9 protein-coding genes and 1 pseudogene are annotated in these 16,933 nt (G+C 36.9%); 4 read left to right on the top strand and 6 right to left on the bottom strand.

Features of this window, described 5'->3' with window-relative positions; genetic code table 11:
- Positions 1-92: 92 nt before the first annotated feature.
- Positions 93-779 carry an ATP-binding protein gene (locus tag AC012T_RS16645; protein ID WP_487059884.1) on the top strand — a complete coding sequence of 229 codons (687 nt, stop codon included), beginning with the start codon at positions 93-95 and terminating at the stop codon, positions 777-779.
- 52 nt (positions 780-831) lie between these two features.
- Here the strand turns inward: AC012T_RS16645 and dxr are convergent, their stop codons facing one another.
- The 5 genes and pseudogenes from dxr to AC012T_RS16620 form a co-directional block, all read right to left on the bottom strand.
- Positions 832-2,028, bottom strand: a complete 1,197-nt coding sequence (gene dxr, locus AC012T_RS16640; protein ID WP_487059883.1) for a 1-deoxy-D-xylulose-5-phosphate reductoisomerase — start codon at positions 2,026-2,028, stop codon at positions 832-834.
- 48 nt (positions 2,029-2,076) lie between these two features.
- Positions 2,077-3,570, bottom strand: a complete 1,494-nt coding sequence (locus tag AC012T_RS16635; RefSeq protein ID WP_487059882.1) for a glycosyltransferase family protein — start codon at positions 3,568-3,570, stop codon at positions 2,077-2,079.
- A gap of 40 nt (positions 3,571-3,610) precedes the next feature.
- A pseudogene (locus AC012T_RS16630) lies at positions 3,611-3,960 on the bottom strand (Uma2 family endonuclease); the annotation flags it as partial.
- Between the two features lie 251 nt (positions 3,961-4,211).
- Positions 4,212-5,750, bottom strand: a complete 1,539-nt coding sequence (locus AC012T_RS16625) for an ArnT family glycosyltransferase (RefSeq protein ID WP_487059881.1) — start codon at positions 5,748-5,750, stop codon at positions 4,212-4,214.
- A gap of 2 nt (positions 5,751-5,752) precedes the next feature.
- Positions 5,753-8,191, bottom strand: coding sequence for a hypothetical protein (locus AC012T_RS16620; RefSeq protein ID WP_487059880.1), 2,439 nt, complete (start codon positions 8,189-8,191; stop codon positions 5,753-5,755).
- 135 nt (positions 8,192-8,326) lie between these two features.
- Here AC012T_RS16620 and AC012T_RS16615 point away from each other — a divergent pair, with 135 nt between their 5' ends.
- The 3 genes from AC012T_RS16615 (at position 8,327) to AC012T_RS16605 (ending at position 11,235) form a co-directional block, all read left to right on the top strand.
- Positions 8,327-9,271 (top strand): glycosyltransferase family 2 protein, encoded by a 945-nt coding sequence (locus tag AC012T_RS16615; protein WP_487059879.1) that lies wholly within the window; start codon positions 8,327-8,329, stop codon positions 9,269-9,271.
- 175 nt (positions 9,272-9,446) lie between these two features.
- Entirely contained in the window at positions 9,447-9,815 is a 369-nt protein-coding gene (locus AC012T_RS16610) for an EamA family transporter (RefSeq protein ID WP_487059878.1), read from the top strand.
- A gap of 511 nt (positions 9,816-10,326) precedes the next feature.
- Complete coding sequence (locus tag AC012T_RS16605) at positions 10,327-11,235, top strand: polysaccharide deacetylase family protein (RefSeq protein WP_487059877.1); 909 nt, start codon at positions 10,327-10,329, stop codon at positions 11,233-11,235.
- Positions 11,236-11,467: 232 nt separating this feature from the next.
- Here AC012T_RS16605 and AC012T_RS16600 read toward each other — a convergent pair whose 3' ends face one another.
- Positions 11,468-16,177 carry a glutamate synthase-related protein gene (locus tag AC012T_RS16600; RefSeq protein WP_487059876.1) on the bottom strand — a complete coding sequence of 1,570 codons (4,710 nt, stop codon included), beginning with the start codon at positions 16,175-16,177 and terminating at the stop codon, positions 11,468-11,470.
- Positions 16,178-16,933 lie beyond the last annotated feature (756 nt).

The raw sequence follows: 16,933 nt of genomic DNA, 5'->3' as shown, positions 1-16,933 counted from the left end.
GGCGAAAATGTTGAGAAAATGTGGTTGATTCATAAAAATTTCATTAAACTTTTATTTTAAGTTAAACACAAAAATCAAAACTTTTAAAAATCATGAAAATTATTTCACTGAGACTCAAGAATAATTTTTTAGGTTGGGATTTTGATGAAGTTGATTTTTCATCAAATTTAACTCTTTTAGTAGGCGTTTCTGGTGCTGGTAAAACCCAAATATTACGTGCAATTCTTGATTTAAAACGCATTGTAAATGGAGGATCAATAAATGGCTTTGAATGGAAAATAAGATTCTCTACTGTAAATGGTAATGAATTTGTTTGGGAAGGTAGGTTTGATACTATTTATACTGAAGCAGATGAATTAATTTTTGACGATCAAGATGAAAAAGAAAAACCATCATTACTTTATGAAAACCTGATTTTAGGAAATAGAAATTTCTTTGTCAGAAATCCACAAAATAATGAACTTTTGAAGCAATACATCAAATATTTTGATGTCAGTCAAAGTAATCCCGAAGATTTATCTAGTGAGTTTGAACAAGACGAAGAAAATACAAAGGAAATTTTTGGATATAAAACCAAAGCTTTATTTCACGAAGGTTATCTGAGAGAAATTTTTAAAGAACGTAATTTATCCTATAGTAAATCTAGACCAAAAGAAGTACAAGAAAAATTTTATCTTGAACAATTATTAGCCAGAATTAAAACAAATTCAGATCACTTGCAAAGTTTTCAAGAATTTATAGAGTTTTGTGCAAAAATAGATGTCCAAGAAAATAAATAAGACATAATCCTACACCTCACCAGATCAGATTAGTGTAGGACTATTTTAATCTTTAGTGCAGAGAAATTATTTGGGGCTGAATTGCTAACTTTTCAGACGCATTTATAACTTCTTTTCTAGCCCATTTATCTGCTGCCAAAATATCATCTAAAGAGGGATTTTGTTTGTTATCATGTTGATGGCGATCGCACACCCATTCGATACACTTAGGAATATCCAAAAATTGAATTTTCTCTTCTAAAAATAGTGCCACAACTTGCTCATTAGCCGCATTTAATACCGCAGGCATAGAACCACCAGCCCTGCCAGCAGCATAAGCCAACCGCATACAAGGATACTTTTGATGATCTGGTTCACGGAAAGTTAAATCACCAGATTTTACCAAATTCAATCTTTCCCAATTAGTGTAAATTCGCTCAGGCCAAGATAAAGCATAAAGCAGAGGTAAACGCATATCTGGCCAACCCAGTTGAGCTAAAACCGAAGTATCTTGTAACTCAATTAAAGAGTGAATAATACTTTGAGGATGAATGACAATTTCGATGTTGTCGTAATCTACTCCAAATAAATAATGAGCCTCAATTACCTCCAAACCTTTATTCATCAAAGTTGCCGAATCTACAGTGATTTTTCGACCCATTGACCAGTTAGGATGTTTAAGAGCATCAGCAACTTTTACCTCTGCTAACTTTTCCACAGGCCAGTCTCGAAAAGCACCACCGGAAGCCGTCAGTAATATCTTTCTTAAACCATCTTTAGGAACACCTTGCAGACATTGAAAAATAGCAGAATGCTCAGAATCGGCTGGTAATAGTTTCACACCATATTTTTCCACCAATGGTAAAACCACAGGAGCGCCAGCAATCAGGGTTTCTTTGTTTGCTAGAGCAATATCCTTACCCGCTTCAATAGCCGCAATAGTCGGTAATAACCCAGCACAACCAACAATACCAGTAACCACCGTTTGGGCATCACCATAACGAGCAACTTCTATCACTCCTGCTTCACCAGCAAGTAAAATGGGTTGGGGATTTAAGTCTTTGATAGCTTCTTTGAGTTCCGGTAATTTCTCAGCAGCGGAAATTGCAGCGATTTGGGGGCGAAATTGGCGAATTTGTGCCGCGAATAAGTCCACATTCCGCCCAGCAGCTAGTCCAACTATGCGAAACTTATCTGGGTGTTCAGAAACGATATCTAAGGTTTGAGTACCAATGGAGCCAGTAGAACCAAGTAGAGTAATAGCTTTCACAATTATTTAATAATTAACGGTAATTTTAAATATAAATTGCTTAGGCTACTAATTGCCCGATTTTTTCAGAACATAATTGATATCACGATCTATAATCTGGCGACAAGAACCTGGCCGCTTATAAACACAAGTTCCTTGCCAACATTTCTGCAAAGTATAGTTTTGATATTGAGATGGGATAGAAAGATTGGCAACAATATAATTAAAGCCAGGTTTTAGCTGTTCAAAATCTGCTGCTTTATCAACTGGATATATAGGAACATCTCGATGAAAATAGGTATACCCTCCTGATAAAGCCCAATGAATACCCCAAAGACCAAGACCACACACAGTATTTTCTGTACTTAAACTTTGTAAAGCTAGTAAATTATTAGTTGTAGCAAACAAGTGTGTATTTTCTAAATTAGTACCAAAAGTAGAAAAATTCAAAGAATTATAAATATTAAATCGGCTGAGGAGAGCGATAGAAATGGAAGTCCAAAGTGAAAGACAGAGTAATATTGCAATTAATTTTTTTTTATGTGAAACCCATCGGTGTGATAAATTTAAAACTAATTCACCTGTTCCCATTCCTGCTAATATCATTACCATTGGCAATACTGGATAAATAAAACGATATTCTTTATGAGCTAACAAACTATGAGACAAGATAATAATTAATACTAACCACACCAAAATAGGACTACGACGTGAACCTATCAGAGCTAGTATAATAATAGGTAGGGATAACCAAGACCAACTTTTAAGTAAGAAAATAAAATATTCATACCAAGGGGAAATTCCATAAAGTTTACTTCTCCCTTCGACGATATTTACCCAAATATTTAACCAAAAAGATTGAAAAGGATAAGACCAAGTAAAAGCATCTACAGTTCCAAAAATGAGGATGGGGGCAATGATACCTACCATCATTGGCAACCATTTTGCTCTCCAATTTTTTCTACAAATGTAGATGACAGCAAATACTATGGCTGGAATAAAATGAATTCTTAATGCTAGAGATATTCCTAATAAACATCCAGATAAAAATAGGCTATTTCTAGTCGGAGATATTGGTTTTTGAACTCCTAAATAAACGCCAGGTAATAGGAAATGAGTAGCTACAACTTCCGTAAAAGCTTTAGGTGAAAAGTAGATAAGTTCAAACCAGATAGTACAAATAGCAGCACAAATAAAAGCTGTATTTGTTCCTCCTATTTTTTTTCCCCATAAATATGCCACTAAGATATTACTCAGCGAAAGTATAGACAAAAAGATATTAATTCCTATTAGGTATCCAGTAGAACCTTTTCCCATCCACGCAGTCAAACGCATAATACCGGCTAAAATCCCTGGTAATACCCATGAACGAATACCGTCTCTAAATTCCCAGGTGACAATACCATTACCGAAAGCTAATCTGTGTGCAGGTTCTAGAGATTGGAAAATTTCATCAGCCCAAAAAATATTGGGGAATTTTAAAGCCATCCCAACACGCAGAATTAATGCGACAATAATTAGAATACCTAATAATAGGTGATCTAGTGTAAATCGGCGATTCATTTGTTATTTTAATGGGATTATATTAATAATCTGACGAAATTTAACTATTATTTTTTGGTTCATATTCTACAACTTCAAATTTTACTTTATTATATAAATCCTGTAAATAAATTTCAAAAGGTACAGTTACAAGAGATATTATTTTATCTTCTTCATCGTACTCGCACAAATTCCATCTTTTTTTCCAGTTTTATAAAATTGTTCTACATGAATGCGGTTTTGATCAATTAATAAATATTCTTGGAAACTGGGAATTGTTCTGTAAGCTGTAAATTTATCTTCTCTGTCATAACCTTTAGTAGATTTAGATAAAACTTCAATAATTACTTGGGGATTTGTAATTGTATCTGTCCGATTATTGAAAAATTCTGGTTCATCTCCAATAATCATCTGTTGCGATAATTAAAGCTGAAACATGAATACCCAAAATATAAGTTTTGTGCATTTGTATTGATTCGAGATTGAAAATACATGAATTTAAGATAATTAAACAATTTTTTATAATATGAAAAAAGCCAATTCCCTTCAGCGATTACACCTTATCTAATTATCTATGGTGCATTTTTTGTTTGTGCAATTGTGGGGATGATAATTTCATATGATGTTTTCCACAAATTATCTTATGTCGAACTCACGTTAAATTAAATTAATGGTGAAATTAATGTAAATCCTTGGGCTTCTCCTATAATTTTACTCTGATTTAAATTCATTTTTTCTAAAGTATTATTATCCATCAACAAATAAAATTTATTAGCCCACATTTCCTGTAATACGGAATTAGGAACAGCAATCACCTTACAATCACAATAAAAATCTAAACTAGGACGATTATAAGCAAAAGAAGTATAAATAGTTTTTCCTGCTGGAATATGTTGACGAATTAATGCCGCTACTGGTTTAACTGGGAAAGCTTCGTTTAACTCCCAAATCCATGAATGGGAAGTCATTAAAAGCAATAAAACTAAATACATTCCCGAAAATAAAACAGGGATAAAATTACGATTTCGTTTGATAACTAACCATGTAGTAATACTCATGCTAAGTGATAAAACAACACTCATGATAATTAATGCAGGTTGTGGATCTGCAAAACTAAAATAAGCACAACCTGCTAAACCAGCAACAGTTAAAAAAGTAAAAAATCCTCCCAGAAATTTGACATTAAAGTTTCCTTCCTGCCAAATTTCGCTCAAATTAACACCAATTGCTAAAGCTAAAAATGGATATATAGGCATTACATACCAGGGAAGTTTTGTACTCATGAATGAGATAGTTCCGAAGTAAATCACTGTGCTAAGAATAATCAAACAACCCCAAGTAGTATGGCGTTTTCTCCAAGCTAAATATAACCCACCCGGCAAAAATAACACCCAGGGAAAACCATATTTAAGTATTTCTATTAAATAGAACCAAACAGGACCACTATGATCTTCTACAGATTCCACTAGTCGCGCGAAAGTTTGTGATTGAAAATTTATTTGTAAAAAATCCTCACCATAATGCCGCCATTGGGCAATATACCAAGCAATAGGTAAAGCATTACCGAATAATATTCCTATCCATAAATATAAACTTTTAAATAAATAAAACTGTTTATTCGCCAGGATAAATAAACCTGCAATTCCCCCCAATAGCAAAACTATCATGCCCTTAGTCAGAGTAATTAATCCTAAACTTAAGCCAATTCCTAAAGCATAAATTCTCTGCTGACGGGATTTTAAAATACAAAATAATAACAATAAAAAAAATGTAATAACTGCACCATCTAACATTGCTAGTCTGCCATGACGCACTACAGGTAACATGGTCATATAAACTAAAGCAGAAAATAATGCTGGTAAACTTTGGTTAAAAACTAAATTTCCTAATGAGTAAAGTAAAGGTACACCCAATGCAGTTAATACCGCGCTTGGTAAGCGAGTTGTCCATTCATTTACACCTCCTAAAGAATAAGAAACAGCAATTAACCAGTGTATTAAAGGCGGTTTATTATGATATGGTTCACCTCCTAAAGTTGGATAAAGCCAAACCATTTTATCCGCTGAGTTACGCCAAATTTCACGGGCAACTTGGGCTATAGTACCTTCATCCCAATCTCTTAAAGGTGAGTTTCCTAAAAATATTAGCCACAGGCATAAAGATGTAAATAATAAACCTAACAACCAGCGGTTATTCCTCATATTTAAAAATTGATTAATGGTAAAAATTTCATGATATTAGTGACGGTTTTTAATGTTTTTAATTCAGGTATATCTGGTTTAATTTTTTCGGCTATAGCTAATGGTTTTTCAGCTAATCTTGGTTGAAAGCTATATAGATGAACAACGGCTAAATAAGTCCATATGTAAGGATTTTGAGCATCATATTTGGTTAATTCTGTTAAATTCTGGATTAATTCTGGTGCTTTACGCTGTAAAAGTTGTGATAAAGCTAGAGTGTAACGCCAATTAAGATTATTTGGTTGATTTTGCAGGTAATAATTAGCTATAAATTCAGTTTGTTTTAAATAATCGTGGGTGGGATCATATTGATTAAAATTATCTATCTGTTTAAATATATTTTCTAATTTACCATTCTGTAATTCTGGTGCTAATTGTGAGAGGCGAGAAACTAAATCTAAAGGTGGAGATTTTTCGATGTTTCCTTTATCTATCACATTTACCGTTACATCTTGAATATTTAAAGGAGTGATTTGGCTATTTCTTCTATCTAAATAGAAAGCAGAAAGTTGATATTTGCCTACAGGTAGCGTTTTGGGTATAAAGGTAGATAAATTCTCAATTACTCGAAAATTTCCTTGGGGATGACATTTCAAACCACAGTATAAATGTCCCAAACCGATGGCATGATCATGGTACCATGACCCTTGCTGATTTTGCCATTTTAAAAGTAACAAACCATTTTGTAATTTATCCCATCTACCTGTAATTTGATAAGTTACAGGGTTATTTTTTTCTTTAATTAATTGACCAGAAATTTTAACTTGTTCTAGAGTAACTGGTTCAGCACTAGAATTTAATTTTTCAATGACTACAACCGGATTTTTACGATGGTATAATCGTAATTTATCATTGTTTGGTAATTCCCAATCAGCCTGTAGTTTTAAATCAGGAGAAGATTCGACTAAAGATGTTAATTTGCGTTTAACTTCTCCTTTTTCATCTGCCGGATATGGTTCATTTTGCCTGGTAATATACCAAGAAAAATACTGTAAATCTTGGTTGATATCAGCTAATTTGGTAGTTGATTTTCTCCCATGTACACGAAAGTCTGCTAATTTACCAAAATAGTCTAAGGTAAACTCGTTTATTTGCGATGATGAAACCGGAATTATTCCTAAAGTTGAGCGTAAATAAGGAGTTGTTTGGTTAATTTCATTTATCAGTTGAGAAAGGGGATACTTTTTAGCATCATCATTGGGTAAATGCTTTCCTCCCCATGATTGTATTAGGGGTAAAGGAAACAAGTTGTTCAGTAAAACTATGACACTTAATCCTAACGTTACTAACCTCAATTTATCAAACTTGCTATTTTCTATTAGATGGAAAAAGTGAGCTAAAATTAAACTAGTAACAGGAAAACAAGGGAGAATAAATCTAATATCTTTATTTGTACCCAGAGAACAAAGTATATAACTGCTGACTAGGAAAATTAATAACCAATTGAAGCCAGAATTTCCTAAACTATTTTTAATTGCATCTTGAGAAAATTTACTTTTAATCAGATAAACTAATAAAATCCCTAAACTCACACACAATATAGGAAAACCAACAGTTTCGGGTAAAAGTTGGGGATAAAATAACCATCCAGCAATAGTGTTAGCAGCAGGATCACCTTCTCTTTTTCCCACACTATTAGCGTGTAAGGCAGAAGTGATAATTGTTAACCAATTTACACTATACCAAGAACCACAAATTAGCCAAGCAAAAAATAGAGATAAGGCTGATTGAAATAGTTTAATAAATTTGCGATTTTTAATGAAGATAATTAATGTCCATATACCAGGGATAAAGATAAAAAGAAATCCGGTGGGTTTTGCTAACATTATTAACCCTATGCCTAATCCCAAGCTAATAGTTAATAACCATGATACAAAACCAGTATAACTATCTTTCCAAATGCTTAGAATGGTAAATGTGAAGATGACAACTGCTGTTAAACCATAATCTAATAAATAATCTGTTCTCACAATTCCCAAAATCGGAAACAGTACACAAAAGATGCTGGCTGTGATTCCAATTTGGTGATTGTTAAATAAATATTTCCCTAGATGATATACTGACAGAATAATTATAGCTGTATATAATAAGTTCACTAAACTAGATTGGTCGTATCCCTTGCCAAAGAGAAACAAAAAGGGTACTGTGCAAATATATACAAATGGAGCGCGATAACTAGGAGTTAATTTCCATAGAGATAACCACCAATCACCTGAGAAGAGATTAAAATTTTCAAAAAGACGATAATGACTTAATGCTCCTGTTAAATGTGCGCTTTGATCGTGGGCAGGAATAGAATCATCTAAGAAAAACCAAGCTCTATCTATAACTAATGCTAATAGCCAAATTATGAATAGGATTAAATAAGATTTTTTAAGTTTCAAGCTATGGAAATAATTCATATTTATAAAAAACGATAAATTTGCCTAATTGTAATTATTTGCTGAAAATAATTTATTGCTTAATAACAAAGTGTTTGCTTAATATCTTTGTTGTGAATTCGAGATTAACAAGTTTATACCAAATCATCAATAACTGTGAATCAACCTGTCTATTCTTTAATTATCCCCATTTACAACGAAGAAGAAAATATCACAGAAATGTATAGCCGTTTAATTAATGTCATGGCACAGTTAGACGGTGAAGCTGAACTGGTTTTCATTGATGATGGTAGCCGCGATCGCTCTTTGAGCATGATCCGCGAACTTCACCACCATAATAGTCGAGTGCGTTACCTGAGTCTAGCTAGGAATTTTGGTCATCAAATTGCCGTCACAGCAGGCTTGAACTTTGTCCAGGGCAAAAGCATTATTGTCATGGATGCTGACTTACAAGATCCTCCAGAGTTAATCGTCACGATGATTGATAAATGGCATGAAGGATACCAAGTAGTTTATGCCCAACGCATATCACGTCAAAAAGAAAGCTGGCTAAAACGCTTAATGGCGTATCTTTTTTATCGCATTCTCAAGCGCTTGGCTAAAGTTGACATTCCTGTAGATACAGGCGACTTTTGTTTAATGGATAGACAGGTAGTAGATATCCTCAATGCGATGCCAGAACGTAACCGCTATATACGTGGTTTACGTGCTTGGGTAGGTTTCCGACAAACATCCGTACTTTTTGAAAGAAGCCCCCGTTATGCCGGAGATGTAAAATATACTTTTGGTAAGTCTTTATCCTTGGCAGTTGATGGTATTATCTCATTTTCCATAGTTCCCCTGAGGCTTGCTACTTATTTAGGGCTGTTATCTGCTGCTATTGCGTTAATTATGATATTTCTCGTGCTTTATTGGCGGATATTTGCCCCAGTATCTCCCTTGATAGGCTACACATTAATTACAATTGCCATGTTTTTCTTAGGGTCTGTTCAGTTAATTTGTATTGGCATTTTAGGTGAATATATTGGTCGAATTTACGAAGAAGTTAAAGGTCGTCCTCTTTATACACTGAAAGAAACCGGAGGTTTTACAAAAACTTGATCTGCTTATACAGCACTTCCGGATATTCTGAGGTACAAGAACCCCACCCTCAACACCCTGGGGGCTAAGATGTACTTCATATAGTTGGAAACCGTTATATACCCGACTTCTCTCAGTAGTCATTGATCTTATTGTTTATTGAAAAAATCAGAATTAAGAGATTTAGGTAAAATTTGTGTCTTCACAAGAATTTAGTTTACTACTAGTATCAGTTCTTATCAGCGTTGCTGGGCAATTTTTATTAAAAATGGGGGCGATCAAATTAGGTAAGGTTGATGCTGGGAACATTTTTAGTCTGATTGTCAACATGATCACCATACCAGAACTTTTATTAGGACTAACCTGTTATGGTATCGGTGCGATCGCCTACATTTTACTACTAACAAGAGTAAATCTTAGTGTTGCTGCTCCTGCTGTATCAGTGGGTTATATATTTTCGGTATTATTAGGGTACTTTATTTTAAAAGAACCTATACCTCTCATCCGTCTTATGGGATTAAGTTTAATAGTCACAGGAGTAATATTAGTGGTTTGGAGAAAATAATACAGCCGCAGTACAAAAAAGTTTGGGATATTTTTTTATTAAGAAAATCCTTTTTTCTGCATTGTGGAAGAGTATCTATATTAACAACTAACTCAGCCTAAATTATGGGAAACTAGCATCAGTTGTTTTTTGTTTATCTATTTCATACATAAACTTCTCAAAACAACGCAATGCCTTGAAAAATAGATGTTTTTTCTTTGTAGAGAAGGCAGGAACTTAAGCAGCAAAATATACATCTATGATAATGTTACTGATAGTTTGTGCTGTTATTTCGTGATAGATAATTTATTTCTAAAGTCTGGATTATATGGAATAATTATTGATTTATGATCCGACGATGTTGACAAAATTACAAACTTCACAGATTCCTTACACTTAAACTCCGTTTTTAGCTGACTGCTAAGTGCTGATAGCTAAATGCTTACCTTGATTATCTAATATCTAGACAAAATGTGTTATAACCTACCGTCAGAAGTATGACTGATGGTTCAACCTTTGAAGGAGCTATGCGGTGGAAAACAATAAGTCATTTTTTTGGACTCAGGGAATATTAATTGCGTTAGTTGGTTTAGCTGGTACTTTGGGTATTGGCTTTATGATGCTTGTTAAGCCTAATACATCTGAGGCTCAAAGTAGCCAAGATACTAGTATTAATTATATCAATGCTAAAGTAGGAACTCAGGAGCGTATTGAAGAATTTAAGGAGACAATGCTCTCTAGTTGGCAGCAAGAAGCGCAAGCGAAAGGGATTACTACCGATGTACCATTAAGGTTTCAAGGGGAAACCATTAAGGAGGCTAAACTCTCTCCAGAACAAAAAGTTATTGCTCTAACTTTTGATGATGGGCCTTGGCCTAATAGTACAATCCAAGTACTGGATATTCTGAAGAAGAATAAGATTAAAGGAACATTTTTTGTTGTTGGGCAAAATGTCAAGAATTATCCCGATTTAACCAAGCGGGTAGTTACCGATGGTCACACCATTGCTAATCATACCTGGCATCATTGGTATCACCACATGAACCCGCAAATGGCAGCCTATGAAGTTGCTAAGACTACAGATATTATTTATAAAACTACAGGTGTAAAAACTAGTTTGTTTCGTCCACCTGGAGGTAATATGAAAAATGGGGTAGTAGCTTACGCTAGAAGCAATAAGTATGCAACTATTTTGTGGTCTACAGATTCAATAGACTATTCTCGTCCTGGTGTACCAAGGTTGATTAACAATGTATTCAGGGGAGCAAAACCTGGTGGGATTGTGTTAATGCATGATGGTGGTGGCGATCGCACTCACACTGTCAAAGCTTTACCAGAAATTATCAGTAGATTCCGCAAGCAGGGTTATGACTTTGTTACTATTCCAGAACTTTTAGAAATGCAAGATAAAAATCTAGAGTTAATGGCTAAGAAAAAGTAATTAGACAACACCAGAAAATAATTTATGCAATTTTGGGGGATGACATAGGAGTACAAATTAAATGTGCGTTTCCTATAATCCTTTACGACTTACGCAAGATATGATTGAAAGCCTTATTCTTGCGTAGGGGTAATTCATGAATTACCCCTACTTTCGTTCTGTTTTGCGTAAGTCCTGTCCTTGTTGAGACGTTTCATGGAACATCTCAACATTTTTTTAACTCCTGTGGCTATTAAACAGAACTTAACTGTTTTTGTTCTGAAGTGGCTTCAGGATTGGCTTCAGGGCTGTCAGATTCAGAAGGTGGAACTAACTGCCAGAACTTGGGTAAAAATTCTGCCCAGTTTTGTAAAATTAGCTGTGCTTTGGGTGAATTGGTGCGATCGCTATGAGCTTTAATCAATTCATAAAGTTGTTTCGCACCAGTTTCTGTAACTACGCGTTGAGTTTTAACAATAGCTTTGTTAACCAACTCAGGGAAAGAACCATCTTCATCTAAGAAGTATCCCAGTCCTCCAGTCATTCCCGCACCTACGTTGCGGCCGACTTTACCCAAAACCACAATCACACCACCAGTCATATACTCGCAGCAGTGATCACCAGCCCCTTCAATGACTGCTGTACCTTTAGAATTACGCACGGCAAAGCGTTCTCCGGCTAAACCGTTGGCAAATAATACGCCACCAGTCGCACCATAAAGACAGGTATTGCCAACAATCACGTTTTGTGATGAGTCATAACTGGCCTCGGCTGGGGGTTTGATGATAATTTCTCCACCGTGCATCCCTTTACCAACGTAGTCGTTAGCTTCCCCTGTTAAAGTCAGAGTTAAGCCAGGCAGGTTAAACGCACCAAAGCTTTGCCCGACACTACCTTGAAAATTCAGGTTAATTTGCCCTTCAAAACCGCTATCACCATACTGGGATGCGATCGCTCCTGCTAATCTTGCTCCCACCGTTCTATCGGTGTTGACAACGTTAAAAGTCTTGGTGATTGTCGATTGATTGCTAATTGCGGCTTGAATATCCGTATCAGCTAAAATTTGGTCATCTAAAACAGATCCATTGCTGTGGACTTTTTCATGCTCCAACCAGCTACGGTTTTGTTTTGCATCTGGTAGCTTAGTTAAGCAGTCTAGGTTTAGGGCTTGAGTTTTATTCAACTTGACATCAGAACGCACAGTTAACAAATCCGCCCTACCAGTCAACTCTGTTAAAGAACGATAACCCAGTTTAGCTAATAGACTGCGTACTTCTTCAGCGACAAAATAGAAGAAATTAACCACGTTTTCAGGGATACCTGTAAAGCGTTGACGTAATTCTTCTTTTTGAGTAGCCACACCTTTGGGACAGGTATTTAAATGACACACCCGCGCCATAATACAACCTTCAGCAATCATGGCGATGGAACCGAAACCGAACTCTTCAGCGCCCATCAAGGCGGCAATGAGGACATCCCAGCCACTCTTAAGACCACCATCAACTCTTAAAATTACGCGATCGCGCAATCCATTTTCCATCAACACCCGATGCACTTCACTTAAACCGAGTTCCCACGGGCTACCAGCGTGTTTAATGGAACTCAAAGGAGATGCGCCAGTACCACCATCATGACCGGAAATTTGGATAATATCGGCGTTGGCTTTGGCCACACCAGCCGCAATTGTGCCAATCCCGATTTCCGCTACCAATTTGACTGAAACCTGTGCTTTGGGGTTAATTTGATGCAAGTCAAAAATCAACTGCGCTAGGTCTTCAATGGAGTAAATATCATGGTGGGGTGGTGGAGAAATCAAAGTTACACCAGGTTTAGAACGGCGTAACATGGCGATGTAAGGACTTACTTTTGGCCCTGGTAACTGTCCACCTTCACCTGGTTTTGCACCTTGGGCAATTTTGATTTCAATTTGTTTGGCGCTGGCTAGGTATCCTGGAGTCACACCAAAACGGCCGGAAGCGACTTGTTTGATGGCGCTAGAAGCTGTGTCACCATTCCTCAAGCCATGCAAATGGGGGAGAGTGGGTGAATGCCCCATTGCGTCAACATCATTTAATACTTTGTAACGAACTGGATCTTCGCCACCTTCACCAGAATTAGATTTACCACCAATGCGATTCATAGCGATCGCTAAAGTTTCATGGGCTTCCCGTGACAAAGCACCTAAAGACATTCCTCCAGTACAGAAGCGTTGAGCAATCTCACTGACTGATTCTACTTCTTCGATGGGGATAGATGAGCGATTGCTTGTAAAATCTAATAAATCTCGCAAAGCCGTTGCTGGTCTACTTTGCAAATGCTGTTTATAAACTTCGTAATGGTCATAATTCTTCCCATCTACAGCCTTATGCAGCGCCTTCACCAGTTCCGGGCTATTGCTATGATATTCACCACCGGGACGATACTGGACAAATCCCAGGTTTTCCAACTTCTTCGCTGACAGTTCTGGGAAACCCTTGCTGTGGAAAGAAAGCACCTCTTGAGCTAGTTCTTTACAACTTAGCCCACCAATACGGGAAGTTGTCCCCCGGAAACCCAAAGCTAACAAATCTCCACCAATACCAATAGCTTCAAATATTTGTGCTGCTTGATAGCTAGAAAGCAGAGAAATTCCCATTTTGGAGAGAATTTTCAACAAACCTGATTCTACAGCTTGGCGATAATTTGCGATCGCCTGTTCCAGAGTCAGATTATTAATTTTCCCCCTTTGCATAAACTGTTGCGTTTTTGGGTCAGACCACCAATCATGCACAGTATCCAAAGCCATATACGGGCAAACAGCACCAGCCCCGTATCCCAATAGACAAGCAAAATGATGAGTACTCCAACATTGGGCCGTATGAACAACCAAAGATGTTTTCATCCGCACACCTTCGCGGATTAAGTAATGGTGAACCGCACCCACAGCCAACAAAGGCGGAATATAGGTATATTCGGCACTTATCCCCTCTTTTCCATCCTGATTAAGAGTTGGGTGAATCTTATCACTCAATATCAAAATCTTCGCACCAGCCCGCACTGATTCCGCCGCTTGTTGTTGTAAAGCTTCCACAGCAGCTTTTAAACTATCTGGGCCAGCAGCAATGGAGAACAAAGTTGACAACTCAGCAGTCGCAAAACCTGATAGTTTAATTGCGGCTAACTCACTTTCCGTCAACACAGGTGATTCTAGCTTCAGCCTGCGGGCGTGTTCTGGTTGAGGATCTAATAAATTACCTCTTTCACCCAATTCCACAGTCAAGGACATCACCAACTTTTCCCGTAATGGGTCAATAGGTGGGTTTGTCACCTGAGCAAAACGCTGTTTGAAATAGTCATACAGCAAATGGGGTTTTTCTGACAACACCGCTAAAGGAATATCATCCCCCATACAGAAAGTCGGTTCTGCACCAGTGTTAGCCATAGGCTGAATCACCATTTCTACATCTTCTGTGGTGTAGCCAAAAGCAATTTGTTGTTGAAGTAAAGTTTGTTTATCCAGTTTGTCAGCAGTTAGATGCCCATTTTCAGTTGCATGATGACCGTTACCGTTACCATTGCCATTAGCAACTGATGGTTTTACCAACTGTTTCAACTCTTGACGGTGTTGTTGCAACCAATCGCCATAGGGATGTAAGTTAGCAATACGCTGTTTAATTTCCCAGTTCTTCAAAATCTCATTGCTGCTTAAATCCACAGCAATCATTTGTCCTGGCCCCAATCTGCCTTTTTCCAAAATGTCAGCTTCGGGGAATTCGATCACACCTGCTTCGGAAGCAACCACAATATAGTCATCTTTAGTAATCACATAGCGAGCAGGTCTTAAACCATTGCGGTCTAAAGTAGCACCAACTCTTTTCCCATCACTAAATACCAAAAGTGCAGGGCCGTCCCAGGCTTCTTGCAAACCGCTGTAATATTCATAGAAATCAACAATTTCTGGATAATTTTGTAAAGAAGGTTGATTTTTATAAGCCTCTGGAACCATCATCATTAAGGCTTCCAAGGGGCTGCGGCCAGAACGGACGAGTAACTCCAGTACGTTGTCAAGGGTGGCTGAATCGCTGCTGTCAATATTTACCAGTGGCTTAAATTCATCTTCTCGATCATTCCACACTGGATGATTTAAGGTGGCTTCCCGTGCCATCATCCAGTTAATGTTACCCAACAGTGTATTGATTTCCCCATTGTGACCCAATAGCCGCATTGGTTGTGCCAAAGGCCATTTCGGCATCGTGTTGGTACTAAAGCGGCGATGATAAACAGCAAAGGCGATTTTAAAAGCTGGATTTTTTAAATCTTCGTAAAATTCTCCCAATACCGCCGAACGCACCATCCCTTTGTAGACAATTGTGCGGCTAGATAAGGAGCAGACATAAAATTCTTCTGAGATATTTTTAGCAGCTTTGACAATGCGACGGCGGGTAATATACAATTCCCGTTCTAATTCATCACCGCTTTTATCAGCCGAAGCTAAAAAAACTTGTTCTATCTGGGGTTGATTCTCTTTTGCTTGCAATCCTAAGACATCTGAATGCACAGGGACTACTCGCCAGCCCAGTACAGTGAATTTTTCTTCAGCCGCTACTTGCTCAAATACAGCTTTTGCTTGTTGGGCTAATTTTTGATCTTGGGGTAAGAATATCATTCCTACTGCCATCTTGCCAGTGTTGGCAACATCAATTCCTTCTTGTTGAAACAATTCCCAAGGAATCGCTGTCAAGATGCCTGCACCATCACCAGAATCTTGGTCAGCACTACAACCACCTCTGTGTTCTAAGCAGGTAAGGGCAGTTAGAGCTTTGACTAAAATTTCATGGCTGGAACTATTTTGGCGATGAGCAATAAAGCCCACACCACAGGCATCTCTTTCTTCTACTAACCACTTTTGTCCTTGGTAGGTATCTTTATTTTCCATTTCCGACGATGTGATTTTTTGACCCTGATTTAACTGTTGATGATTCATACTCTATTCCTGAAATGTTAAGTTACAGATTTTGCCACTGTTGCTACTGCTGGGAAAAAATTTCTAAGATTGAGCGTTGGAGAAATAAATAGTCACGAAAATTTAGGGAAAAAAAATTTTAACTTCGAGTTAACTTTTTAGCTCACTCGTGTTAAAATCACCGCGTTATTTTTTTATTTGCTTATGCACTGCTGGAAAAACTAACTTTGTGCGAATAATCTGGTTTCCCTGACATTACTTGTATTTAATGTGGTAAAGCTAAGTATTTTTTTCAATCCTTTTTTGGACAGATAAAGGATAACTGTCAGATATCACCTATCTCGGCATACCTGAGATCAAATTTCAACTGAACAGTCTTAATGTCCTGAAAGCCGCAATTATCCTGATGCAGCACCAAAGTCAGCGTATTACACTATATGCCCATTTGACAATTCCTAAAATATCTTCTGTTGTCGTCTATATTTTTTCTGCTTATTGATTGCCATCTGTCTTGCTATCAACTAGACCTCACTTAAAGTCGCAACAGTGGCAGCTATCGGTGAGCGGGGAATTTTTTCATCTAGATTTGAATATCAAGACTACTATTATAGCTTGTTTAAGGATGGTGTCCTTAAGAACATTGTGCGTTGGTAATTTTGGCGTGAAATTTGCTTGCCAGTTTTTACAAGGTATAAAAATCCAACCTACATAATATCACGTTTGTTGAAAAGTAAAAACATATTTTTTTAATATTTCCTCATACCAGCTTAAGGTGGT

It is taken from the genome of Anabaena sp. EIM26 (genome assembly GCF_057568715.1).
The sequence above is the reverse complement of the archived record's forward strand: the minus strand, read 5'-3'. Positions and strand labels throughout refer to the sequence as shown.

Excerpts from the sequence above, each read along its gene's own strand:
- AC012T_RS16645 (WP_487059884.1), top strand. The coding sequence starts at position 93 with ATGAAAATTATTTCACTGAGACTCAAGAATAATTTTTTAGGTTGGGAT.
- AC012T_RS16635 (WP_487059882.1), bottom strand. The coding sequence starts at position 3,570 with ATGAATCGCCGATTTACACTAGATCACCTATTATTAGGTATTCTAATT.
- AC012T_RS16625 (WP_487059881.1), bottom strand. The coding sequence starts at position 5,750 with ATGAGGAATAACCGCTGGTTGTTAGGTTTATTATTTACATCTTTATGC.
- AC012T_RS16620 (WP_487059880.1), bottom strand. The coding sequence starts at position 8,191 with ATGAATTATTTCCATAGCTTGAAACTTAAAAAATCTTATTTAATCCTA.
- AC012T_RS16600 (WP_487059876.1), bottom strand. The coding sequence starts at position 16,177 with ATGAATCATCAACAGTTAAATCAGGGTCAAAAAATCACATCGTCGGAA.